Source organism: Pseudomonas sp. Irchel s3h17 (genome assembly GCF_900187505.1).
GTDB lineage: Bacteria > Pseudomonadota > Gammaproteobacteria > Pseudomonadales > Pseudomonadaceae > Aquipseudomonas.
The window spans coordinates 34,362-54,777 of sequence record NZ_FYDL01000017.1; the positions used below are offsets into that span (position 1 = coordinate 34,362).

General features: G+C 61.7%; 21 protein-coding genes. 10 read left to right on the forward strand and 11 right to left on the reverse strand.

The genetic code is table 11. The features are described 5' to 3' along the window. Positions 1 to 45 precede the first annotated feature (45 nt). From nosR to CKW25_RS21785, 7 genes are all read left to right on the forward strand, one after another. Positions 46 to 2,226: a transcriptional regulator NosR gene (nosR, locus tag CKW25_RS21755; RefSeq protein ID WP_256578005.1), complete on the forward strand. Its 2,181-nt coding sequence runs from the start codon at positions 46 to 48 to the stop codon at positions 2,224 to 2,226. Positions 2,227 to 2,281: 55 nt separating this feature from the next. After that, a complete protein-coding gene (nosZ, locus tag CKW25_RS21760) occupies positions 2,282 to 4,201 on the forward strand; it encodes a TAT-dependent nitrous-oxide reductase (protein ID WP_095082414.1) in 1,920 nt (639 codons plus the stop codon). Between the two features lie 27 nt (positions 4,202 to 4,228). Beyond that, on the forward strand, positions 4,229 to 5,521 hold the full coding sequence (locus CKW25_RS21765) for a nitrous oxide reductase family maturation protein NosD (protein ID WP_095082416.1): 1,293 nt from the start codon (positions 4,229 to 4,231) through the stop codon (positions 5,519 to 5,521). Continuing rightward, on the forward strand, positions 5,518 to 6,441 hold the full coding sequence (locus tag CKW25_RS21770; protein ID WP_095082418.1) for an ABC transporter ATP-binding protein: 924 nt from the start codon (positions 5,518 to 5,520) through the stop codon (positions 6,439 to 6,441). The genes CKW25_RS21765 and CKW25_RS21770 overlap by 4 nt, the downstream gene beginning before the upstream one ends. Continuing rightward, complete coding sequence (locus tag CKW25_RS21775) at positions 6,438 to 7,268, forward strand: ABC transporter permease (RefSeq protein ID WP_095082420.1); 831 nt, start codon at positions 6,438 to 6,440, stop codon at positions 7,266 to 7,268. Before CKW25_RS21770 ends, CKW25_RS21775 begins: the two co-directional genes overlap by 4 nt. 33 nt (positions 7,269 to 7,301) lie before the next feature. Further along, positions 7,302 to 7,826 (forward strand): nitrous oxide reductase accessory protein NosL, encoded by a 525-nt coding sequence (locus CKW25_RS21780; RefSeq protein WP_095082422.1) that lies wholly within the window; start codon positions 7,302 to 7,304, stop codon positions 7,824 to 7,826. A 128-nt stretch (positions 7,827 to 7,954) separates the two neighbouring features. Beyond that, positions 7,955 to 8,698 (forward strand): SDR family NAD(P)-dependent oxidoreductase, encoded by a 744-nt coding sequence (locus CKW25_RS21785; RefSeq protein ID WP_095082568.1) that lies wholly within the window; start codon positions 7,955 to 7,957, stop codon positions 8,696 to 8,698. A gap of 815 nt (positions 8,699 to 9,513) precedes the next feature. On the opposite strand, the gene CKW25_RS21790 is transcribed toward CKW25_RS21785, so the two are convergent. From CKW25_RS21790 to CKW25_RS21840, 11 genes are all read right to left on the reverse strand, one after another. Continuing rightward, positions 9,514 to 11,019 (reverse strand): cytochrome D1 domain-containing protein, encoded by a 1,506-nt coding sequence (locus CKW25_RS21790; RefSeq protein ID WP_095082424.1) that lies wholly within the window; start codon positions 11,017 to 11,019, stop codon positions 9,514 to 9,516. Then, complete coding sequence (cobA, locus tag CKW25_RS21795) at positions 11,016 to 11,855, reverse strand: uroporphyrinogen-III C-methyltransferase (RefSeq protein WP_095082426.1); 840 nt, start codon at positions 11,853 to 11,855, stop codon at positions 11,016 to 11,018. Before cobA ends, CKW25_RS21790 begins: the two co-directional genes overlap by 4 nt. 70 nt (positions 11,856 to 11,925) lie before the next feature. Further along, positions 11,926 to 13,104, reverse strand: a complete 1,179-nt coding sequence (nirJ, locus tag CKW25_RS21800; RefSeq protein ID WP_095082428.1) for a heme d1 biosynthesis radical SAM protein NirJ — start codon at positions 13,102 to 13,104, stop codon at positions 11,926 to 11,928. A gap of 26 nt (positions 13,105 to 13,130) precedes the next feature. Further along, the gene (locus CKW25_RS21805; protein WP_095082430.1) at positions 13,131 to 13,634 is read right to left on the reverse strand and encodes an Lrp/AsnC family transcriptional regulator; all 504 of its coding nucleotides are present in this window, start codon (positions 13,632 to 13,634) and stop codon (positions 13,131 to 13,133) included. Continuing rightward, positions 13,609 to 14,052 (reverse strand): Lrp/AsnC family transcriptional regulator, encoded by a 444-nt coding sequence (locus CKW25_RS21810; RefSeq protein WP_095082432.1) that lies wholly within the window; start codon positions 14,050 to 14,052, stop codon positions 13,609 to 13,611. Before CKW25_RS21810 ends, CKW25_RS21805 begins: the two co-directional genes overlap by 26 nt. After that, positions 14,045 to 14,560, reverse strand: a complete 516-nt coding sequence (locus CKW25_RS21815; RefSeq protein WP_095082434.1) for an Lrp/AsnC family transcriptional regulator — start codon at positions 14,558 to 14,560, stop codon at positions 14,045 to 14,047. Before CKW25_RS21815 ends, CKW25_RS21810 begins: the two co-directional genes overlap by 8 nt. Continuing rightward, entirely contained in the window at positions 14,557 to 15,015 is a 459-nt protein-coding gene (locus tag CKW25_RS21820; protein ID WP_095082436.1) for an Lrp/AsnC family transcriptional regulator, read from the reverse strand. Before CKW25_RS21820 ends, CKW25_RS21815 begins: the two co-directional genes overlap by 4 nt. Before the next feature lies 1 nt (position 15,016). Further along, positions 15,017 to 16,195, reverse strand: a complete 1,179-nt coding sequence (locus CKW25_RS21825) for a cytochrome D1 domain-containing protein (RefSeq protein WP_095082438.1) — start codon at positions 16,193 to 16,195, stop codon at positions 15,017 to 15,019. Continuing rightward, on the reverse strand, positions 16,192 to 16,518 hold the full coding sequence (locus tag CKW25_RS21830; protein WP_095082441.1) for a cytochrome c: 327 nt from the start codon (positions 16,516 to 16,518) through the stop codon (positions 16,192 to 16,194). Before CKW25_RS21830 ends, CKW25_RS21825 begins: the two co-directional genes overlap by 4 nt. Before the next feature lie 16 nt (positions 16,519 to 16,534). After that, the gene (locus CKW25_RS21835; RefSeq protein WP_095082443.1) at positions 16,535 to 16,849 is read right to left on the reverse strand and encodes a c-type cytochrome; all 315 of its coding nucleotides are present in this window, start codon (positions 16,847 to 16,849) and stop codon (positions 16,535 to 16,537) included. Between the two features lie 24 nt (positions 16,850 to 16,873). Beyond that, positions 16,874 to 18,565 (reverse strand): cytochrome D1 domain-containing protein, encoded by a 1,692-nt coding sequence (locus CKW25_RS21840; RefSeq protein ID WP_095082447.1) that lies wholly within the window; start codon positions 18,563 to 18,565, stop codon positions 16,874 to 16,876. A 199-nt stretch (positions 18,566 to 18,764) separates the two neighbouring features. On the opposite strand from CKW25_RS21840, the gene CKW25_RS21845 reads away from it, so the two are divergent. The 3 genes from CKW25_RS21845 to CKW25_RS21855 are packed head-to-tail and all read left to right on the forward strand — an operon-like array spanning position 18,765 to position 20,407. Beyond that, positions 18,765 to 19,568, forward strand: a complete 804-nt coding sequence (locus tag CKW25_RS21845; RefSeq protein ID WP_095082449.1) for a CbbQ/NirQ/NorQ/GpvN family protein — start codon at positions 18,765 to 18,767, stop codon at positions 19,566 to 19,568. Beyond that, positions 19,552 to 20,139 (forward strand): cytochrome c oxidase subunit 3, encoded by a 588-nt coding sequence (locus CKW25_RS21850; RefSeq protein ID WP_095082451.1) that lies wholly within the window; start codon positions 19,552 to 19,554, stop codon positions 20,137 to 20,139. The genes CKW25_RS21845 and CKW25_RS21850 overlap by 17 nt, the downstream gene beginning before the upstream one ends. A 10-nt stretch (positions 20,140 to 20,149) precedes the next feature. Continuing rightward, the gene (locus tag CKW25_RS21855) at positions 20,150 to 20,407 is read left to right on the forward strand and encodes a cytochrome C oxidase subunit IV family protein (RefSeq protein WP_095082453.1); all 258 of its coding nucleotides are present in this window, start codon (positions 20,150 to 20,152) and stop codon (positions 20,405 to 20,407) included. The last annotated feature ends 9 nt before the right edge of the window (positions 20,408 to 20,416 follow it).

The following is a 20,416-nucleotide window of genomic DNA, read 5'->3' on the forward strand; positions in this document are numbered from 1 at the left end:
GCACGCACTAATATGGCCGCAAGCCCCTTTGAAATCAGCGAATTCATGACAATCCCTCAGCCTTCGATACATGGCAGCCGGAGCGCCTGGCGCGTCGGGCTGGGAGTGATGGTCTTGCTGCTGATCGCGACGTTCGCGGCAGTGCAGGCCAAGTCCTACGGTGACATCGAGCAGCAGCGTATCGAGAAGGTCTTCCCTCAAACCGATTCGGTTTCCGCACCCGAAGGCCCATTCAAGGTGCGCACGCTGTCCGCGGCGGACAAGGTCATCGGGTATGTGTTCCAGAGCCTGGATGTGGTGGATATTCCCGCCTACTCGGGCAAGCCGATCAATACCCAGGTGATCCTCGACACCACCGGCGTGATTCAGGACGCCTATGTGCTGGAACACCACGAACCGATTCTGCTGATCGGCATCCCCGAAGAAAAACTTCACGGCTTCAGTGCTCGATACAAAGGGATCAAGGTCAATCAGCGAGTGGTGGTCGGGCATTCCAGCGACCCGAGCGCGGTCACTGTCGATGCGATCGCTGGCGCCACTGTCACCGCCATGGTGGTCAATGAGGTCATCATGCGTGCCGCCCATGAGGTGGCCGTATCGCTCAAGCTGATCGAGGACAAGGGTGGGGTGGTGAACAAACCCGCCACCGTACGCCAGGATTTTTTCGAATCCGCCACGTGGGAGCAACTGACTGGCAACGGCGCCATTCGCCGGTTGAACCTGACCCGTGGACAGGTCGATGCCGCCTTCAAGGGCACTGAAGCCGAAGGTGTCGACGACGCCGGCCCGGATCAAATCAATGACACCTTCATCGAGCTGTACACCGCCGACCTGAACCCCCCGACCATCGGCCGCGCGCTGCTGGGCGACCATCAATATCGCGTCCTCATGCAGGAACTCAAACCCGGCGAGCAGGCCATCGCGGTACTGGGTCGTGGGCAGTATTCCTATAAAGGTTCGGGCTATGTGCGTGGCGGGATTTTCGATCGGGTGCAATTGCGCCAGTTCGGCAATGTCATCAGTTTCCGTGACATGGACCATCAGCGGCTCTCCGACGTGTTTGCCAAGGGCATGCCCGAATTCAATGAAATGTCGGTGTTCATTGTCCGCAAAGCGGCGGGATTCGATCCGGGATCGGCCTGGTCCCTGGAGTTGCTGGTGCGGCGTCAGACCGGTCCGGTCAGCGGCACCTTCAGCAGCTTCGAACTGGCTTATCAACTGCCCGAGCCATACCTTGAGCGACCCGCACCCAGTGCCGAAGAGCTGGCGGCCATCGAGGAAGCCAACCGGCCGATGTGGCTGACCATCTGGTACCAGAAATACTTCCAGATTGCCGTACTCGCGAGCGCGTTGTTGCTGCTGACGGCGATCTTGTTCCTGCAGGACAAGCTCGCTCGCCGGCCCCGTTTTCTGCACTGGCTGCGTCGTGGTTACCTGCTCTTCACCGTGGTTTTCCTGGGCTGGTATGCCCTGGGGCAGCTGTCGGTGGTCAATGTCCTGACCTTTGTCCATGCGCTGTTCGAGCACTTTCGCTGGGAGCTGTTTCTCACCGATCCGCTGATCTTCATGCTGTGGGTCTTCACCGCCGCGAGCATTCTGCTGTGGGGCCGTGGCGTGTTCTGCGGCTGGTTGTGCCCGTTTGGCGCCTTGCAAGAGTTGATCAACGAAGCCGCGCGCAAACTGAAGATTCCCCAATACGAATTGCCCTTCGCGGTCCATGAGCGGCTGTGGGCGATCAAGTACATCATTTTGCTGCTGCTCTTCGGCATCTCCCTGGAGTCGATGTCCACCGCCGAACTGTTCGCCGAGGTGGAACCCTTCAAGACCGCCATCACCCTCAGGTTCGACCGCCAGTGGTGGTTCGTGCTGTACGCGGTGGCGCTGCTGGTGATCAACATCTTCACGCGCAAGGTCTATTGCCGCTACATCTGCCCGTTGGGCGCGGCGCTGGCGATCCCGACCCAATTACGCCTGTTCGACTGGCTCAAGCGCCGCAAGGAATGCGGCAATCCCTGCCAGTTGTGCGCCAAGGAATGCGAGATCCAGGCGATTCACCCGGATGGCCGGATTAATGCCAACGAGTGCCACTACTGCCTCGATTGCCAGATGACCTACCACAACGACGACAAATGCCCGCCGCTGATCAACAAGCGCAAGAAGCGCGGCAAGCCGGCACCCGTGGCTGTGCAACTGATACCTGTCGTGGAAGTGACGTCTCCTGAATGAAGCTCGCGAGCGCACGTCCGCAGTGACCGTTTTATCCCTTCAAGGAGTACGCAGCATGACTGACAAAGAATCCACAAAGCCCGTGCAGGACGAAGAGCAGACCGGACTCAGTCGTCGCGGTTTTCTGGGCAGCAGCGCCGTGACCGGCGCCGTGCTGGCGGGTGCCACCACACTCGGTGGTGCGGTGTTCAGCCGCGAATCCTGGGCCTCGGCGGTCAAGGATGCGCAGGCGAAAGTCCATGTCGGGCCAGGCGAGCTGGACGAATACTACGGCTTCTGGAGCGGTGGTCATCAGGGCGAAGTGCGGGTGCTGGGTGTGCCGTCGATGCGCGAATTGATGCGTATTCCCGTGTTCAATGTCGACTCTGCCACCGGTTGGGGCCTGACCAATGAAAGCAAGCGGATCCTGGGCGACAGCGCGAAGTTCCAGAACGGCGACTGCCATCACCCGCACATCTCCATGACGGACGGCAAGTACGACGGCAAGTACCTGTTCATCAACGACAAGGCCAACTCCCGCGTCGCGCGCATCCGCCTGGACATCATGAAGTGCGACAAGATTCTCACGGTGCCGAACGTGCAAGCCATTCACGGCCTGCGCCTGCAAAAAGTCCCCTACACCAAGTATGTGTTCGCCAATGCCGAGTTCGTGATCCCGCACCCCAATGACGGCCACACGTTCGATCTGCAAGACAAGAACAGCTTCACTATGTTCAACGCCATTGATGCCGAGAAAATGGAAATGGCCTTCCAGGTGATCGTCGACGGCAACCTGGACAACGCCGACGCCGATTACACCGGCAAGTACGCTGCTTCCACCTGCTACAACTCGGAGAAGGCCTACGACCTTGGCGGCATGATGCGCAACGAGCGTGACTGGGTCGTAGTGTTCAACATCCCGCGCATCGAGGCTGCCATCAAGGCCGGCAAGTTCATCACCCTGGAAGACTCGAAAGTGCCGGTGGTCGACGGTCGTAAAACCGATGGCAAAGACTCCGAATTCACCCGCTATATCCCGGTCCCGAAGAACCCCCACGGCCTCAATACGTCCTCCGATGGCAAATACTTCATTGCCAACGGCAAGCTGTCGCCAACGGTATCGATGATTGCCATCGACCGCCTGGACGACCTGTTCGCCGACAAATTCAAGGACCCCCGCGAGGTCATCGTCGCCGAGCCGGAACTGGGCCTGGGCCCGTTGCACACCACCTTCGACGGTCGCGGCAATGCCTACACCACACTGTTCATCGACAGTCAGGTGGTGAAGTGGAACATGGAGGAAGCGATACGCGCCTACAAGGGCGAAAAGGTCAATTACATCAAGCAGAAGCTCGACGTGCATTACCAGCCAGGCCATAACCATGCCTCGCTGACCGAAACCAGTGAAGCGGATGGCAAGTGGCTGGTGGTGTTGTGCAAATTCTCCAAGGACCGCTTCCTGCCGACCGGGCCGCTGCACCCGGAAAACGACCAGTTGATCGATATTTCCGGCGAAGAAATGAAACTGGTGCACGACGGTCCTGCATTTGCCGAACCCCACGATTGCATCCTCGCGCGCCGGGACCAGATCAAGACCCAAAAGATCTGGAGCCGCAACGATCCGTTCTTCGCCCCCACCGTGGAGATGGCCAAGAAAGACGGGATCAACCTGGAGACCGACAACAAGGTCATCCGCGACGGCAATCATGTGCGGGTCTACATGACCTCCATGGCCCCGGCCTATGGTCTGACCGAGTTCACCGTCAAGCAGGGCAACGAAGTGACCGTGATCATCACCAACATCGACCAGATCGAGGATGTGTCCCATGGCTTCGTCATGACCAACCATGGCGCCAGCATGGAGATCAGCCCGCAGCAAACCTCGTCCATCACCTTTACCGCCGACAAGGCCGGCCTGCATTGGTACTACTGCAGCTGGTTCTGCCATGCGCTGCACATGGAAATGGTCGGCCGCATGAAGGTCGAGCGGGCCTGACGGTTACCCATCGACAGGAGCGGGCCGATGACCGATATCAAGGGAAACCCAATCAAGGTGATCGCGCTTGCGCTCCTGCTGATTTCCGGTAGCGCGCTGGCGTCGGTGCAACCGATCACGACGTTGCCATTGCGGCTTGACGCCGAACAACGCTGGCACCTGCCGGCGGGCGAGTACCGTGGCTCGTTCAGCGTCGATCAGCCGATGCAGATCGTTTGCGAGCCCGGTGCCGTATTCCAGGCGCAAGGGCAGGGCAACGGGGTGATCGTCAGCGCACCCGATGTCGGGATCGAGGGTTGCACCTTCCTGGACTGGGGGCACGATCTCACGGCCATGAATGCGGCGGTGTTCCTCCAGCCCGAGGCCCGTGGCGCGGTGATCAAAGGCAATCGCCTGCAAGGCCAGGGTTTTGGTATCTGGGTCGACGGCACTCAGGATGCGAGCCTGATCGACAACCGCATTCAGGGTGATCCAGCGATGCGCTCCCAGGATCGCGGCAACGGCATTCACCTGTATGCGGTGCATGGCGCCAGGGTCATCGGCAACCAGGTGCGCGACACCCGCGATGGCATCTATATCGACACCTCCAACGGCAACCTGCTGCAAGGCAATACCCTGGAAGACCTGCGCTACGGCGTGCATTACATGTTCGCCAACGACAACCGGCTGATCGGCAACACTACCCGCCGTACCCGCACCGGCTATGCCTTGATGCAAAGCCGCAAGCTCACGGTGATCGGCAACCGCTCCGAACAGGATCAGAACTACGGGATCCTGATGAACTACATCACCTATTCAACCTTGCGTGACAACTTCGTCACGGACGTGCGTGACGGCTCGACCGGCGACAGCATGATCAGCGGCGCCGAGGGCAAGGCACTGTTCATCTACAACTCGCTGTTCAACAGTATTGAACACAACCACTTCGAGCACAGCGCCGTGGGCATTCACCTCACCGCCGGCTCGGAAGACAACCGCATCGCCGACAACGCGTTTGTCGGCAACCAGCGGCAGGTCAAATACGTCGCCACCCGCTTGCAGGAATGGTCGGTGGATGGCCGGGGCAATTACTGGAGCGATTACCTGGGCTGGGACCGCAACAACGATGGCCAGGGCGATATCGCCTACGAACCCAACGACAACGTTGACCGCCTGCTATGGCTGTACCCGCAGGTGCGGCTGTTGATGAACAGTCCCGGGATCGAATTGCTGCGCTGGGTGCAACGGGCGTTTCCGGTGATGAAATCGCCTGGCGTACTGGACAGCCATCCGCTCATGAAGCCCACCACTCAAACCCTGACCCAGGAGCCTATCGCATGAATGTCATCGACATGGAAGGCGTCAGCCAGCGCTATGGGCACACTACCGTGTTGCATCAGTTGAGCCTGAGCCTCGCCGAAGGTGAAGTGCTGGGCTTGTTCGGGCACAACGGTGCCGGCAAGACCACCAGCATGAAACTGGTGCTCGGCCTGCTCCAGGCCAGCGAAGGGCAGGTCCGGGTGTTCGGCCGATTGCCCAGTGATCCACACGTTCGGCGTCTGCTGGGCTATTTGCCGGAGAACGTGACCTTTTACCCGCAGATGAGCGGCCTGGAGACCTTGCGTCATTTCGCACGACTCAAAGGCGCAGCGCCCGCCCAGGTGGACGTGTTACTGGAGGAAGTCGGCCTGGCGGGCGCCGCGCATCGACGGGTCAAGACCTACTCCAAGGGCATGCGCCAGCGCCTGGGACTGGCGCAAGCCTTGCTCGGCGAGCCGCGCTTGTTGCTGCTCGACGAGCCGACCGTCGGCCTCGATCCGATTGCCACCCAAGACCTGTATCGGTTGCTTGACCGGCTGCGCAGCCAGGGCACCAGCATCATTCTCTGCTCCCACGTATTGCCGGGGGTCGAGGCGCACATCAACCGTGCGGCGATTCTGACTCAGGGGCGCCTGCTGGCGCTTGGTAGCCTGCGCAGACTGCGAGAGGAGGCCGGGTTGCCGACGCTGATTCGCGCCAACGGACTCAAGCACGCCGGGCCCCTGCAGGCATCCTGGAACAACGCCGGGCATGTCACCCAGCGCTGGGGCGTGGAAGGCCTGGAAGTGGCCGCACACAACGGCAGCAAGCTTGGTCTGTTGCGGCAATTGCTCAATGAAGACGAACCGGCCGACGTGGAAATCGACCCACCGTCCCTGGAAGACATCTACCGCTATTACATGGGGCGGGCCGGTGCGACCCCCAATGGAGAGATCGCATGAACCCGATCTGGAACATGGCCCGCAAGGAATTCAATGACGGTTTGCGCAACCGCTGGCTGTTGGCGATCAGCCTGTTGTTCGCGGTGCTGGCAACCGGCATTGCCTGGTTGGGCGCCGCGGCTTCCGGTCAATTGGGGTTTACCTCGGTGCCCGCCACTATTGCCAGCCTGGCCAGTCTGGCGACGTTCCTGATGCCGCTGATCGCCTTGCTGCTGGCCTATGACGCCATCGTCGGCGAGGACGAAAGCGGCACCTTGCTGCTGTTGCTGACCTATCCGCTTGGGCGTGGGCACATCCTGCTCGGCAAGTTCATTGGCCACGGGTTGATCCTGGCGCTGGCCACGCTGATCGGTTTCGGCTGCGCGATGCTGGCGATCGCCGTACTGGTGGAGGACGTCGAACTGAGCCTGCTGCTCTGGGCGTTTGGACGATTCATGCTGTCGTCGACGTTACTCGGCTGGGGCTTTCTTGGGCTGGCCTATGTGCTGAGCAGTGTGTCCGCCGAGAAATCCACCGCCGCCGGGTTGGCGCTGGGGGTGTGGTTCTTTTTTGTGCTGGTGTTCGACCTGGCGCTGCTGGCATTGCTGGTACTCAGCGAAGGGCAGTTCAATCCGAAAGTGCTGCCCTGGTTGCTGCTGCTCAATCCTGCCGACATCTATCGCCTGATCAATCTCTCCGGTTTTGAACCGGGCGCCAATGCCGCTGGCGTGCTGACGCTGGGCAGTGATCTGCCGATGCCGGGCGCGATGCTCTGGCTGTGCCTGTTGCTGTGGGTAGCGGCGCCATTGGGCTCGGCCTGGCTGCTGTTCCGTCGACGGGCGACATGAATTCCCACCTTGATATTTCTGGAGCAGTTGACGATGAGCACTCTTTATCTAACGACGGTACGCGCGGTGGCAGGTCTGATGGTCTGCCTGCTGCTGGCGGCCTGTGACAAACCGGAGCAAGCCAGCTACAGCGACGCGCCCACCGCGTTTCATCCCAGTGATGAATGCCATGTCTGCGGCATGATCATCGACGGCTTCCCCGGGCCCAAGGGCGAAGTGGTCGAGCGCAGCGGCGTCAAGAAATTCTGTTCCACGGCGGAAATGATCGGTTGGTGGTTGCAGCCGGAAAATCATCATGGCGATGCCCGGTTGTATGTCCACGACATGGGCCGCAGTCCGTGGAATGCACCGGATGACTCCCACCTGATCGATGCCAGGGATGCCTTCTACGTGGTTGGCACCCGGCTCAAGGGGGCCATGGGCGTGGTGCTGGCGTCTTTTTCCACTCAGCAGGCCGCTGAAAAACTGGTCGCCGAGCAGGGCGGTCGCGTGCTGCGGTTCAGTGAAATCGATCAGGCGGTGCTTCAACAACCGGCCATGTCGCACTCGACTCACTGACCGGTCGGTTCTCTGCGCAACCTTTGAAAAAATCTGATCGCCGTCAAGTCGGTATTTTTGCACCTGTTCAAAGATAGGGACCCGTAATGTCCCTAGTGCTTGGCATCGACGATGCCCAGGAGAACATGATGCAAACCGAGTTTCAGGACCGTTTGGCCGTGATCACCGGCGCCAGTTCCGGGATTGGTCTGGCCCTGTGCGCTGCGCTGTTGCCGCGTGGCGTCAAGGTGCTGGCGATGTCACGTACCGTCGGTGAGTTGCCGACCTTGCAGCAGGTCTACGGCGAACGGTTGCAATGGTGTGCCGGGGACGTCACCTGCGAGGAGGACCTGCAAGGGCTGGCCCGGCGGGCGGCGGCGCTGGGCCCGGTGGATTATCTGGTGCCTGGCGCGGGGATCGCGGAAATGGCCGACAGCCTGGACATGCCGGCCTTTCAACGCCAATGGGCGGTCAACGGTGCCGGGGCGTTGAACACTCTGGCGGCGTTGCGCGGGGAGCTGGCGAGCCCGGCTTCGGTGGTGTTTGTCGGCAGCTTCCTGACCGGTTCGACCTTTCCCGGCCTGGCTGCCTGCATAGCCAGCAAGGCCGCGCTGGCAGCACAGGCGCGCACGTTGGCGGTGGAGTTTGCCCGTTTTGATGTGCGCATCAATCTGGTCTCCCCGGGGCCGACCGCCACCCCGATGTGGGACAACCTGGGCTTGAGCGACGATGAACTCAACGAAGTCGCCGACACCCTCGGCAAACGTCTGCTGCCTGGTCATTTCCTCGACGCATCCGCGGTGGCCAACGTGATTGTCTTTCAGCTGTCCCAAGGCGCTCGGGGTGTCTACGGGCAGGATTGGAAGGTCGATAATGGTTATACCTTGGGCTGAAGGGTGAACACACATTTGGGCTGCGAAGGCGGTCCGTGGTTTGTTGACCGAGTACATATCGATTCCTGCGGTAACGGCCACTAATGGTTCCGCTCTTACAGCGGGTTACTTGGAAAAGCCTGCGCGGCCCGGCGCAAAGTAACCAAACGCTTTCGCCCCTGACGTACGGTGGCTCGCCCAGGCTCGCCATACCCTCACTCCGGTCCTGCTCCGTGGGCCCGCCGCCATCGGCCATCCATGGCCGGGGGCGGCTAACCCGGCATCCATGCCGGGTTGCCCACTGCGCAGAACCTGCGCTCGGCCTTCCGACGGGGCAGGTCAAGATCAAAGCCAAAGCAAACGCAAACGCAAAAGCAAGATCAACGGCCAGAGCCAGAGCGGCGCTGTACCTGTAGGAGCGAGCTTGCTCGCGAAAAACGTATGGAGAACACGTTCATTCAGACAGCACGCGTTATCGTTGACGTCCTTCGCGAGCAAGCTCGCTCCTACAGGGGGAACACGTATGCTTGAAGAAACAGGCCGGCTGGCAGGCCGCCTCGCGCGGCTTTTGCGGTATGCGCCCCCTCGAGAGGCCGAGTGGAGGTTCTGCGCAGTGGGCAACCCGGCATGGATGCCGGGTTAGCCGCCCCCGGCCATGGATGGCCGATAGCGGCGGGCCCACGGAGCAGGACCGGAGCGAGGGCATGGCGAGCCTAAGCGAGCCACCGAACGAAAGGGGCAAAAGCGCTTGGTTACTTGGCGCTTTTCCAAGTAACCCGCTGTAAGAGCGGAACCCATAGCAGCCGTTACCGCAAAAACGGATATACACCCAACCCCTAATGCGAAGTCCCCTCCACAAACTCGATCTTGTTCCCCACGTTATATTTGCCCGACGGCTTGTTCATCGGCAGGCGCTTGATCTCCTTGAGGGTGTTGCTGTCGTAAACAATCAGCGCGCCATCGGTGGCCCAGATGCTCAGCAGCAGGTAGCGCCCATCGCGTGTGAACTCGACGTGGGCGGCCGTCTTGCCGGGCATCGGGCGCAAGGTGTGGGCGATTTCCAGGGTCTGTTTGTCGATCAGGTGAATCGCATCGTTGTCCGGCCCGAAGAACACGTCGGTCCAGGCATACCGCGAGTTGACGTGGCTACGCATGAAGAAACCCGGCCCCAGGGTGGGGATTTCCTTGATCAGTTTCCAGGTCTTGAGGTCGATGACCGAGATCAGCCCCTGGCTGATGTTCGGCGTGGCGAACACCCATTGGCCGTTGTGTTTCCAATAGGTCCCGGACCCCAGGTGGGGCATGCCCGGCAGCGGTATGTCGGTGACCACTTTGCCGCTGTCGAGGTCGATCACTTGACCGCCTTTGGCCTTGCGCGACGTGGCCAGCAGTTGCTTGTAGTCCGGGGAAAAGGAAAAGTCGTCCAGCACATCCTCGGCCTGGATCCGTCGCGGTTCGAAGTCCGGTGTGCCGGCGCTCGACAGTTCCCAGGCTTCCTTCACGTCTTTGAGCGCGACGATGAAACTGTCCCGTGGCGGGGCGGTGTAGACCGCGCTGACCCGTGATACGGTGCCGTCCCGGCCGATCGCGGGGATGGTTTTGACCAGCGACAGATCGCGGGCATCGAGCACCACCAGGTTGCCCGGCAGGTAGTTCCCCACCAGCACCCAGCGACCATCCTTGCTCACCGCCAGGTTGCGGGTATTGAGCCCGGCGCGGACCTCGGCGATCAGCTTCAGGTTATGCAGGTCGTACAGGCTGACCCAGCCATCGCGCGAGGCGACGTAGACGAAGCGCCCATCCGGCGAGAACTTCGGCCCGCCATGCACCGCAAAGTGCGAAGTAAATCGCGCCAGCACTTCAAAACGATCGCCGTCGAGGATGTTGATGTGGTGATCGCCGGCTTCCACCACCACGAACAGGTTCAACGGATCGGCGCCATGCTGGGGTGTGTCGGGCAGTTTGCTGATATCGGCGAGTATCGTGTGGCTGCCGAGAATGTCGTCGTTACTCCAGGTCGGCGGGGTGGCGGGCGGTTGCTGAAGGTAGTTCGCCAGCGCGTCGATCTGCGCCGGGTTGAACACGCTGGCAAACCCGGCCATCTGGCTCGCCGGGCGACCGTTCTGGATCACGTTGCGGATTTCGTCGGGTTTGATCCGGCTCAGGCTCTCCGGCAGCAATGCCGGCCCCGTTCCGCCGAAACGGTTGGCGCCATGGCAACCCTGGCAATGCTGTTGGTAGTGGCTGACGGCCTGTTCACGCGCTGCGTCGGCGGGCGGAGTCGCTGCGCCGGCATGGGCCGCACCGACCCATAACAACGAGACAAGCACCCTGCGTTTCATATCGCCACCTTGCCGTGGCGTTGCTGCGCCTGGGCAGGATAAAAGCGCGCCGGGTATTCCATTTTCTGTGCGGCGAACAGGTCGACCACTTTGCCAATTACCGTCAACGTCGGAATCCCGGGCGGGCAATCCAGCGCCAGGGTCGGCAGTTGGTGCAGCAAGCCACGGACGATATGCTGGTCGGGCCGCGTACCGTTGCTGATCAGCGCCGCCGGTGTGTCGGCAGACAGGCCGGCGTCTATCAAGTGCCGAGCGATAATCCCGAGGTTCGACAAGCCCATGTAGAACACCAGGGTCTGGCTGCTGTCGGCCAGGTCGTGCCAGGGCAGTTTCAACTCGCCGTCGTGTTGCAAGTGGCCGGTAATGAATCGACAGGAGTTGACCAGGTCCCGGTGGGTCAGCGGGATCCCGGCGTAAGCGCTGCACCCGGAGGCGGCCGTAATGCCGGGGACCACCTGGCAATCAATATTGCGTTGCAGCAGATACTCCAGCTCCTCGGCGCCGCGACCAAAAATCAACGGATCGCCACCCTTGAGCCGGACCACACGCTGTCCTTGATCGGCGAGGTCGGCGAGCAGTTGGTTGATCTGCTCCTGGGGCAGGCTGTGGCAGCCGCTCGCCTTGCCGACGTAATGCCGGGAGCAGGTGAGGGGGATCAACGTCAGGAGCTCGGGGCTGATCAGGCGATCGTAAACCACCGCGTCGGCCTGCATCAACAGGCTCCAGGCGCGCAGGGTCAGCAGGCGTGGATCGCCGGGACCAGCGCCGACCAGGGCGACTTCGCCCGGTCTGAACAGGGACTCAAGTGTTGTCGGTATAGCAATTGATGGAGGCATGGGACGTCCTTGGTGCTTCATCAGGTTGACCGGCCCCAGCCTTTTTCAGGTGGTTGGCCGGACGGGCAATTCAGTGTGTGATGCAAGGAATGGTCGTTATCGGTGGCACGCCGATTTCTTCATCGCTGAGGTGGCAGCCGGGGTCCTGGCCCCAGAGGTCGCCTTCGGCCCAGGCGCGGGTTCGGGTGTTGCCATTGCAGATGTCCAACCAGCGGCATTGACCACAGCGGCCACCGACTGCGCGCGGATGCGCACGCAGCTGCTGCAGCAAGGCGTCCGGCCGGTCCAGCCAGAGTGTGCGAAATGGCGTGTGCCGCACGTTACCCACCGAGTGCTGCCACCAATAGGTGTCGGGGTGTACTTCGCCGGTGTTGTCGATGTTGGCGATGCCGCTGCCCGAAGCGTTGCCTCCCCAGGCGCGGAGCATGTGTTCCAGGCGCGGGTAATGTTCGGGTAGATGCAGGCCTGCCCATTGCAGCAAGAGAATCGCGTCGGCATCGTTATTGCCACTGACAAAATCGCTGTCGCGGCCCTGCACGACATCTTCCCAGGCCCGTTCAAAAATCAGCGTCATCGCATCACGGCTCATCTGTTGCCGGGCGTCGAGCTTGCGGCTGCGTTTGCCGCGACCGCTGTAGTTGAGGTGCGACAGGTAAAACTTCTGCACGTCGTACTCGCGCATCAGCCCCAGTAATTGGGGAAGCTGCCCATGGTTTTCCTGGGTGAGGGTGGTGCGCAGGCCGACACGAATGTCCTGTTCGCGACAGAGCCGGATCGCCTGCATGGAACTGGCAAAACTGCCCTTCAATTGGCGGAAGGCGTCATGGGTGGCTTCCAGGCCATCGATGCTGATCCCGACATAATCGAAATTCGCCGCGCGGATCTGCGGGATGTTTTGCTCATTGATCAGCGTGCCGTTGGTGGACAAGGCCACAAAGAAACCCTTGGCGCGGGCGTAAGCGCTGAGCACAAACAGATCGTCGCGCAATAAGGGTTCACCGCCGGACAGAATCAGGACCTTTACGCCTGCGTCGTGCAGGTCGTCGATCACGGTGAGTGCAGTCGGCGTATCCAGTTCATCTCGAAAGACACTGTCGGCGGAGGTGGCGTAACAGTGTTTGCAGGTCAGGTTGCAGCGCCTGAGCAGGTTCCAGATCACCACTGGCGCCCGGTGGTTGCCCGGTGGGCTGGTTCTGGGGGCGGGCGCCTGGCCGGCCAGCGCTCGCAGGTATTGGCTGATCCTCAACATGCAACTCTCCTTGAGTCGGCGCGTGTTCAGCGCGAAGTGGGTGGCAGGCGCAAACCGGTTTTTTTCAGGATGCGGCTGCTTATCAGCATCTCGTCGGCGGCACAGGCATCGCCCAGCAAATAGCGCAGGTGCTCGCGGTAGCTGTCGATTTCCTCGCGACTGCGGCCATGCACCATGGCAAACAGGTTGTAGCGCCACTCGGCCCGGCGCGGACGTCGATAGCAATGGCTGACGAAGGGTTGCGCACCGATCAGTGCGCCGAGGCGCGGCATGTCCGTGTCGAGCACATCCCAGACCGTCATGCCGTTGTAGCAATAGCCCAGGCGGTAGTGGTTGGGGACGGCGGCGATGCGCCGGATGGCACCCTCGGCCTGCAATCGCTTGAGCAAGTCCAGGGTCGATTCAATGCTCAGCCCCAGCTGATCGGCGAGCCAGGCCCAAGGGTCGTCCAGCAACGGCAGGCCGGCCTGGGTCAGCTCGATCAGGCGGTGGGCCAGAGTGTCTTCAGACCGGGAAATACAGACCGACATGGTAGGTCTCCTCTTTAGGCAGGTTAAGCAACGGCAGGCCGGTCAGGGATTCGATGCGATGCAGGGCATCGGCCAGGTCTTGTTCACTGGCGCAGCCGAGCACGAACCACATGTTCCAGCGGTGTTCGCGTCGATAGTTGTGCGCCACTTCAGGCAGCTCATGCAGTTGCGCGGCGACGTTTTCGAAACGTTCTTCCGGCACCGCCAGCGCCGCGAGCGTGAAGGCCCCTCCCAGTCGTTCGATGTTGAACATCGGGCCGAAGCGCGTGAGCACACCGTCCTCCAGCAGTTGGTGGAGGCGATCGAGCAATTCGGCGCTGCTGCTTTCCAGTTCGGCGGCCACTACCTGCCAGGGATCGCGTACCAGCGGCAGGCCCCGTTGCAAGCGATTGATCAGCCGACGGTCGAGGTCATCCACGGGGAGGTGCTCCTGTTGGCAAGGGTGCAAAACGCCCGCCGCATTGTTTGAAGGCGTGGGTGCTGAACAGCAGCTGGTGGGGCAGGTCGCTCAGCAGGTGTTCTTCCAGCAGCGCCTGGATTTGCGCCTCGACCCGATCACGTTGACGCCCGTGAACCATGCAGAACAGGTTGTAGCGCCATTGCGGCAAGCGTCGCGGCCGTTGATAGCAGAGGGTGATGCCGGATGCCCGGCCCAGGCGCTGGCCGACTTCATCGATCAGCGCGTCCGGAACATCCAGCACCAGCATGGCATTGGCGGTAAAACCCAGCGCGCGATGGTTGAGTACCAGGCCGACCCGACGGAACAACCCTTGCTCCTGCCACTGGCGCATTTGCGCGAGTACCTGGTTTTCGTCGGCGTTTATCCGTTCGGCGAGGGCCTGATAGGGGCGCGCCACCAGCGGCAAACCGCCTTCCAGGTGTCGACGCAGGGCCAGCGCCTGCTTGGGGTTCAATTGCGCTTTCAAGGGCCTTCTCCCAAGGCAAAACCAAGGTCGATGCGGTAGGCGGTCAACATCGGCAGGTCCAGCGGTGTGAGACCGGTGTCGCTCTCCAGTTCTTCGAGAATGCGCTCGATGTGCTGGCGGTCGGGGCCGGTCAATACAAACCACAGGTTGTAGTGGTGTTCTCGCGCATAGTTGTGATTGACCTCGGGGTATTGGCTGACGCGTTCGGCAACCTGATGCAGGCGTTCGACGGGTACGGCGAGGGCGGCGAGGGTGCTGGCCCCGGCGCGCCGGTGTTCGAACACCGGGCCAACGCGTGACAAGGCTCCGGCCAGTTCCAGGCGTTGCAGGCAGGCCATCACCTGCGGCTCAGTGCAACCCAGGATATGGGCCATCTCACGAAAGGGTTCCGCGCACAGCGGCATGCCGTGCTGGAAACGGTCGATCAGTTGCTGGCTGAGCAGGTCGAGGTTCATTTCAATAGCCCATTTTTTGCGCGCGACTGCTGAAGAAGATGCCGCTCGGCGCGGTGGCGGGCAGGGTACTCAGCTGCTTCAGGCTGTACGGGTCCCAGACCTGAACCTGATTGCCATCGCGTAACGACAGCCACAGCTGGTCGCCGCGCGCGGTGAATTCCATGTGCAGCACTGCGGGTCCCGGTCGCAGATCGGCGACCACGGCGTGGGTTTCGGTATCGATGACCTGAACCCGATCGTTGTCCGGGTAGGCGAAATTGACCCACAGTTGCCGACCATCCGGCCGCGATGTGACGAACACGGGTTGACCGGCAACGGGGATGACTGCGGTCTGCTGCCAGGTGCGCGAATCCATCACCAGCACCTGGTGTCGGCCGACGGCGGGCACGAAGGCCTGATGGTCGGCAACGGCCCAGCCCTCCAGGTGCGGCATCTTGTAGACGGGCAGTTTCGCCTGGCCGCGTCCGTAATCGCCGAGCACTCGCTGTACCCCGCGCTCGGGATGCCATAGGTCGAGTTGGGCCATGCCGTCTTCGCCGAACAGCCCGGCCATGTAGTAGCGACCGTCCGGTGTAATCAGCGCGTCGTAGGGTTGCTTGCCAATGTCAGTAAAGCGGCTGATCCGCGGGGACATGCCGTGGCTGAAGTCGGCGGTCCAGATTTCGCCGGTATCGAACAGGCTGAACACAAAGCGCTGGCCGGGCGCGTCGACCAGGCCAACCACCCTGGAGCGCTGGGTGCCATCGGCCAGTGGTGTGGCCGGAATATCGGCCACTTGCTGAAGGGTTTGCGCATCGAAAACCTTGACGCCGCCAGGGACGTAGTTCGACACAGCGATCAATTTTCCGTCCTGGCTGATGGCGCCGCCGATGCTGTTGCCGCCCTGTATTACCCGATGGTCGATGCGTTGGGTCAGCAGGTCGATCTTGCTCAGCCCTCCGTCGCGGCCGAACACATAGGCATAGCGCTGGTCGCGGGAGAACACCACCGAGGCATGGGACAGATCGCCCAGCCCCTCGAGTCGGGCCAGTGCCGTGCGCGTGTCGTTTTCGATGATTTGCAGGCTGCCGGTGGCGCGCTCCACCACCACGCCGAGATCGCCGGTGCCACGCAACGGCGGCTGAACACACGCGGACAACAACAGCCCGGTCGCCGCTGAGAGCAGGATTGAACGGATCATGGTGCGGGATATCCCTGGAGAAGAAGGTCGACCAGCCAACGGATGTCGTCCGGGCCAAGCAATGGCGCCCAGCCGGGCATCGCGGTGCCGGGCCGGCCTTGGGTGACGGTGGCAATCAGGCTGTCCCTGGACTTGCCCGCCAGCGCTGCGCGAGTCAGTTCGGGACCCAGCCCGCCGGTCATGTGCAGCCCATGGCAGGCGCCACAATCCTGTGCCAGCAGGTGTTCGAGTTGGGCCTGACGCCTGGCGTCCGGCGCCGCAACCGCGGTTGCGCAAATGAGGAGGAGGGCCGCCAGGAATACAGCGTGTCGGTACACCATCATGACGCCCTCCCATTGGCTATTTCAGGCTCAGGACCCAAGTCGCAAGGGTCTTCGCTTCTTCATCCGTCACCGGGTTGGCCGGCATCGGCATCGGGCCCCAGTTACCTTGCGTGCCGTTCTTGATGTGGTTGGCCAGGGTGTCCGCGGCCCCGGCCACTCCCGCGTTCTTGGCCGCCACCTCCTTGAGCGCCGGGCCGACGAGCTTGGTGTCGATGGCATGGCAGGCGGCGCAGGGTTTGCTCTTGAACAGCTCCAGCGCGTCTTGGGCCATGGCCGGCTGCACGCACAGCGCAGCGGTCAGGGCGAACAGTGAAAGCAGAGTATTTTTCATGGTGTTTCCTTGTATTGATGGAGCTCAATAGATGTCGTGTTGGGTGTTGTAGACGTTGAATTTGCCGGTGGGTGTGATCAGCCGCTTGTCCTTGATAACCGATTTGAGCTTCAGCGTTTTGTCGTCGATCACTACCAGCGCCGATTCGTCTGCCTGGCCGCTCCACACGGAGAACCAGACTTCATCGCCGGCCTTGTTGTATTCCGGTTGCACGACGCGCATCGCCCCTTGCTTGATGCCCGCGTATTCGGCGATAGGCAGCACGGTGTAGCCGGCGTCGAGCTTGTCGATGTTGAACACCGCCACTGACTGACTGAGTTTTGCGTCCGGGTTGAGGGTGGTATCGACATACAGGTGACGGGAGTTGGGGTGGGTTTTGATGAACAGCGAGCCGCCGCCCTGGCCCTTGATCGAGGTGACCTGTTTCCAGGCGTACTGCGGGTGTTTGACCGGGTCGGTGCCGATCAGCGAGATGCCCTCATCACCCAGGTGGCTGGTGGCCCAGACCGGCCCGTAGGTCGGGTGGTCGAAGTTGGCGCCACGGCCCGGGTGCGGGGTTTTGCCGACATCCACCAGGGCGGTCAACTCGCGCTTCCTGGAGTCGATCACGGCGACTTTGTTGGAGTTGTTGGCGGCGGTCATGAAGTAGCGATGCGTGCTGTCCCAACCGCCGTCATGCAGGAACGGCGCGGCATCGATGTAGGTGATGGTGAGGTTTTTGATGTCCTGGTAATTGACCAGCATGACCTTGCCGGTTTCCTTGACGTTGACGATGAACTCCGGCCATTCGTGGGAAGCGATGATCGCCGCGACTCGCGGCTCAGGGTGATATTCCTGCTTGTCGACGGTCATGCCGCGGGTCGAGACGATCTGCCTGGGCTCCAGGGTTTCGCCGTCCATGATGGTGAACTGCGGCGGCCAATAGGAGCCGGCAATGGTGTACTTGTCTTCGTAGCCCTTGAACTTGGAGGTCTCCACCGAGCGTGCCTCGATGCCCACTTTGACTTCGGCGACCTTGGTCGGCTCCACCGGCCACAGGTCGATCATGTCGATTCGCGCGTCTCGACCGATCACCAGCAAGTACCGGCCCGAGGCGGAGATGCGCGAGATGTGCACCGCGTAACCGGTCTCGATCAGCTTGACGATCTGCTTGCTGTCACCGTCGATCAGGGCAATCTTGCCGTCATCGCGCAACGTTACCGAAAACAGGTTGGGCAAGTTGAGTTTGCTCAGTTGCCTGGTCGGACGATCCTCGGGTTTGACCAGCACTTTCCAGGTTTTCAGCGTTTCGGCCATGCCCCATTCCGGTGGCGTCGGCGGCGTGTGCTGAATGAACTTGGCCATGTCCGTGATCTGATCCTTGGTCAGCGCATTGGACGTCCCCCAATTCGGCATGCCTGCGGGCGATCCATAGGTAATCAACGCCTCCAGGAAGGGTTGCCCGCGGGCCTGGGTGATGTCCGGCGTCAGGGGTTTCCCGGTGGCGCCTTTGCGCAGAACGCCATGGCAGCCGGCGCAGCGCTGGAAGTAGATTTCCTTGGATGCGTCGAACTCGGCCTGGCTCATGTCGGGCGCGCCGGCGGTTTTGGCCATGGGCGGGTTGGCCGCTGCAGCGGCGGGTTCATCGGCTCTGGCCGCATGAGTCACCGCAAGGGCCAGTGCCGAACACAGTGTGGCGACAGTCAGAGCAAACGTTTTTCTATTGCTGATCAGCATTCCATTTCTCCTCAGGCAAGACCTTTGCGATGTGCTTGAACGGCCGCACAAGACGCAGGTTCTTAGTGCGCTGCAAGGCTATGCCCGAGCAGGCCAATGCTTGCTTGACGGGGATCAAGTTTGTCGGCCACGCCACTTGCCAGGTTGTCGCAGGGGGCCGTAGCGTGTTCCTCAATTCCGCTGTTGAATCAGGTGCCCCATGGACCGCAGCCAGTCTTGCGAACACACGATCGAACCCTTCTACCAACCGCTGAATAATGAGCAGGCGCTGTTCGAGCAAGCCTGGCGACACGGCATGCCGGTCCTGATCAAGGGCCCCACGGGCTGTGGCAAGACTCGCTTCGTCCAGCACATGGCCCACCGCCTGAACCTGCCGTTGCACACCGTGGCGTGCCACGATGACTTGAGCGCCGCCGACCTGATCGGCCGGCACCTGATCGGCGCCCAGGGCACCTGGTGGCAGGACGGGCCGCTGACCCGCGCGGTGCGCGAAGGGGGCATCTGTTACCTCGACGAAGTGGTCGAGGCCCGCCAGGACACCGTGGTGGTCCTGCATCCATTGGCCGACGACCGTCGTGAGTTGTTCCTGGAGCGCACCGGCGAAGTGCTGCGGGCACCGCCATCCTTCATGTTGGTGGTGTCCTATAACCCCGGTTACCAGAACTTGCTCAAGGGCATGAAGCCCAGTACCCGCCAACGTTTCGTGGCGATGCGCTTCGACTACCCGGCGCCCGCCGAGGAAGCGCGCATCGTCGCTCGCGAGGCCCGGGTGGACGCCGCGCTGGCGAACCAGGTGGTCGGGTTGGGGCAGGCATTGCGTCGCCTGGATCAGCATGACCTGGAAGAAGTGGCGTCCACACGCTTGCTGATTTTTACCGCGCGCATGATCGGTGCCGGCATGAATCCCCGCGAGGCCTGCCTGGCCTGCCTGGCCGAGCCGCTGAGCGATGACGGGGTGACGGTGGCCGCGCTGATGGACGTGGTTGATGTCTACTTCGGCTGACACCGCCGGGCGCTCGCGTCGCCACTTGCCGGGGGACCTGGCGATGTGGTTTTTCATCCTCGCCGAGCTGACGGTGTTCGCCATCCTGATTCTGGCGTTCGCCGTGACCCAGGCAATCAAACCGCAGTTGTTCGTCGAAAGCCGTCTGTTGCTCAATACCTCTACCGGCCTGGCGATGACCCTGAGCCTGCTCACCGCCGGGCTGTTCGCCGCGCTGGCTCAGGAGCAAGTCAGGCGCTCATGGCCTCGCCACGGCGCTGTCTACCTGCTGGCAGCGCTGCTCGCCGCCAGCGTCTACGTGGTGTTGAAGCTCACTGAGTACCGGCACTTGCTGGCCTCGGGGCTGGGCATGGAGCACAACACCTTTTTCACCCTCTACTGGATCCTCACCGGGTTTCATTTTCTTCACGTATTGCTTGGCATGGTCATTCTCGGATGGCTGGCCGAGCGTTGCCGTCGTGGCCTGTACGACGCCGGCAACCGCAGCGGATTTGAATCCGGCGTGTTGTATTGGCACATGGTCGATCTGATCTGGGTCGTACTTTTTCCGCTGGTCTACGTTCTGAATTGACGGGGGGCTGATGTCAGTTTCCAGGTTTTTGCTCGTCTGTTGGGCCGCACTGGCGACGTTAAGCGTGTGCACGGTGGTGCTGGCACAGTCCGGCGCGACATGGTTGCTGTCCGTGGCCATTTTACTGGTGGCGGTAGGCAAGGCCTGGCTGATCACCGATGGCTTCATGGAACTGCGCCGCGCCCCACGATTGTGGCGAGGGTTGATGGTGAGCTGGGCGCTGGTGTTGGCAGCCGTTGTGGGGTCGATGCTGGTGTCAGGCAGCTAACCCACCTGT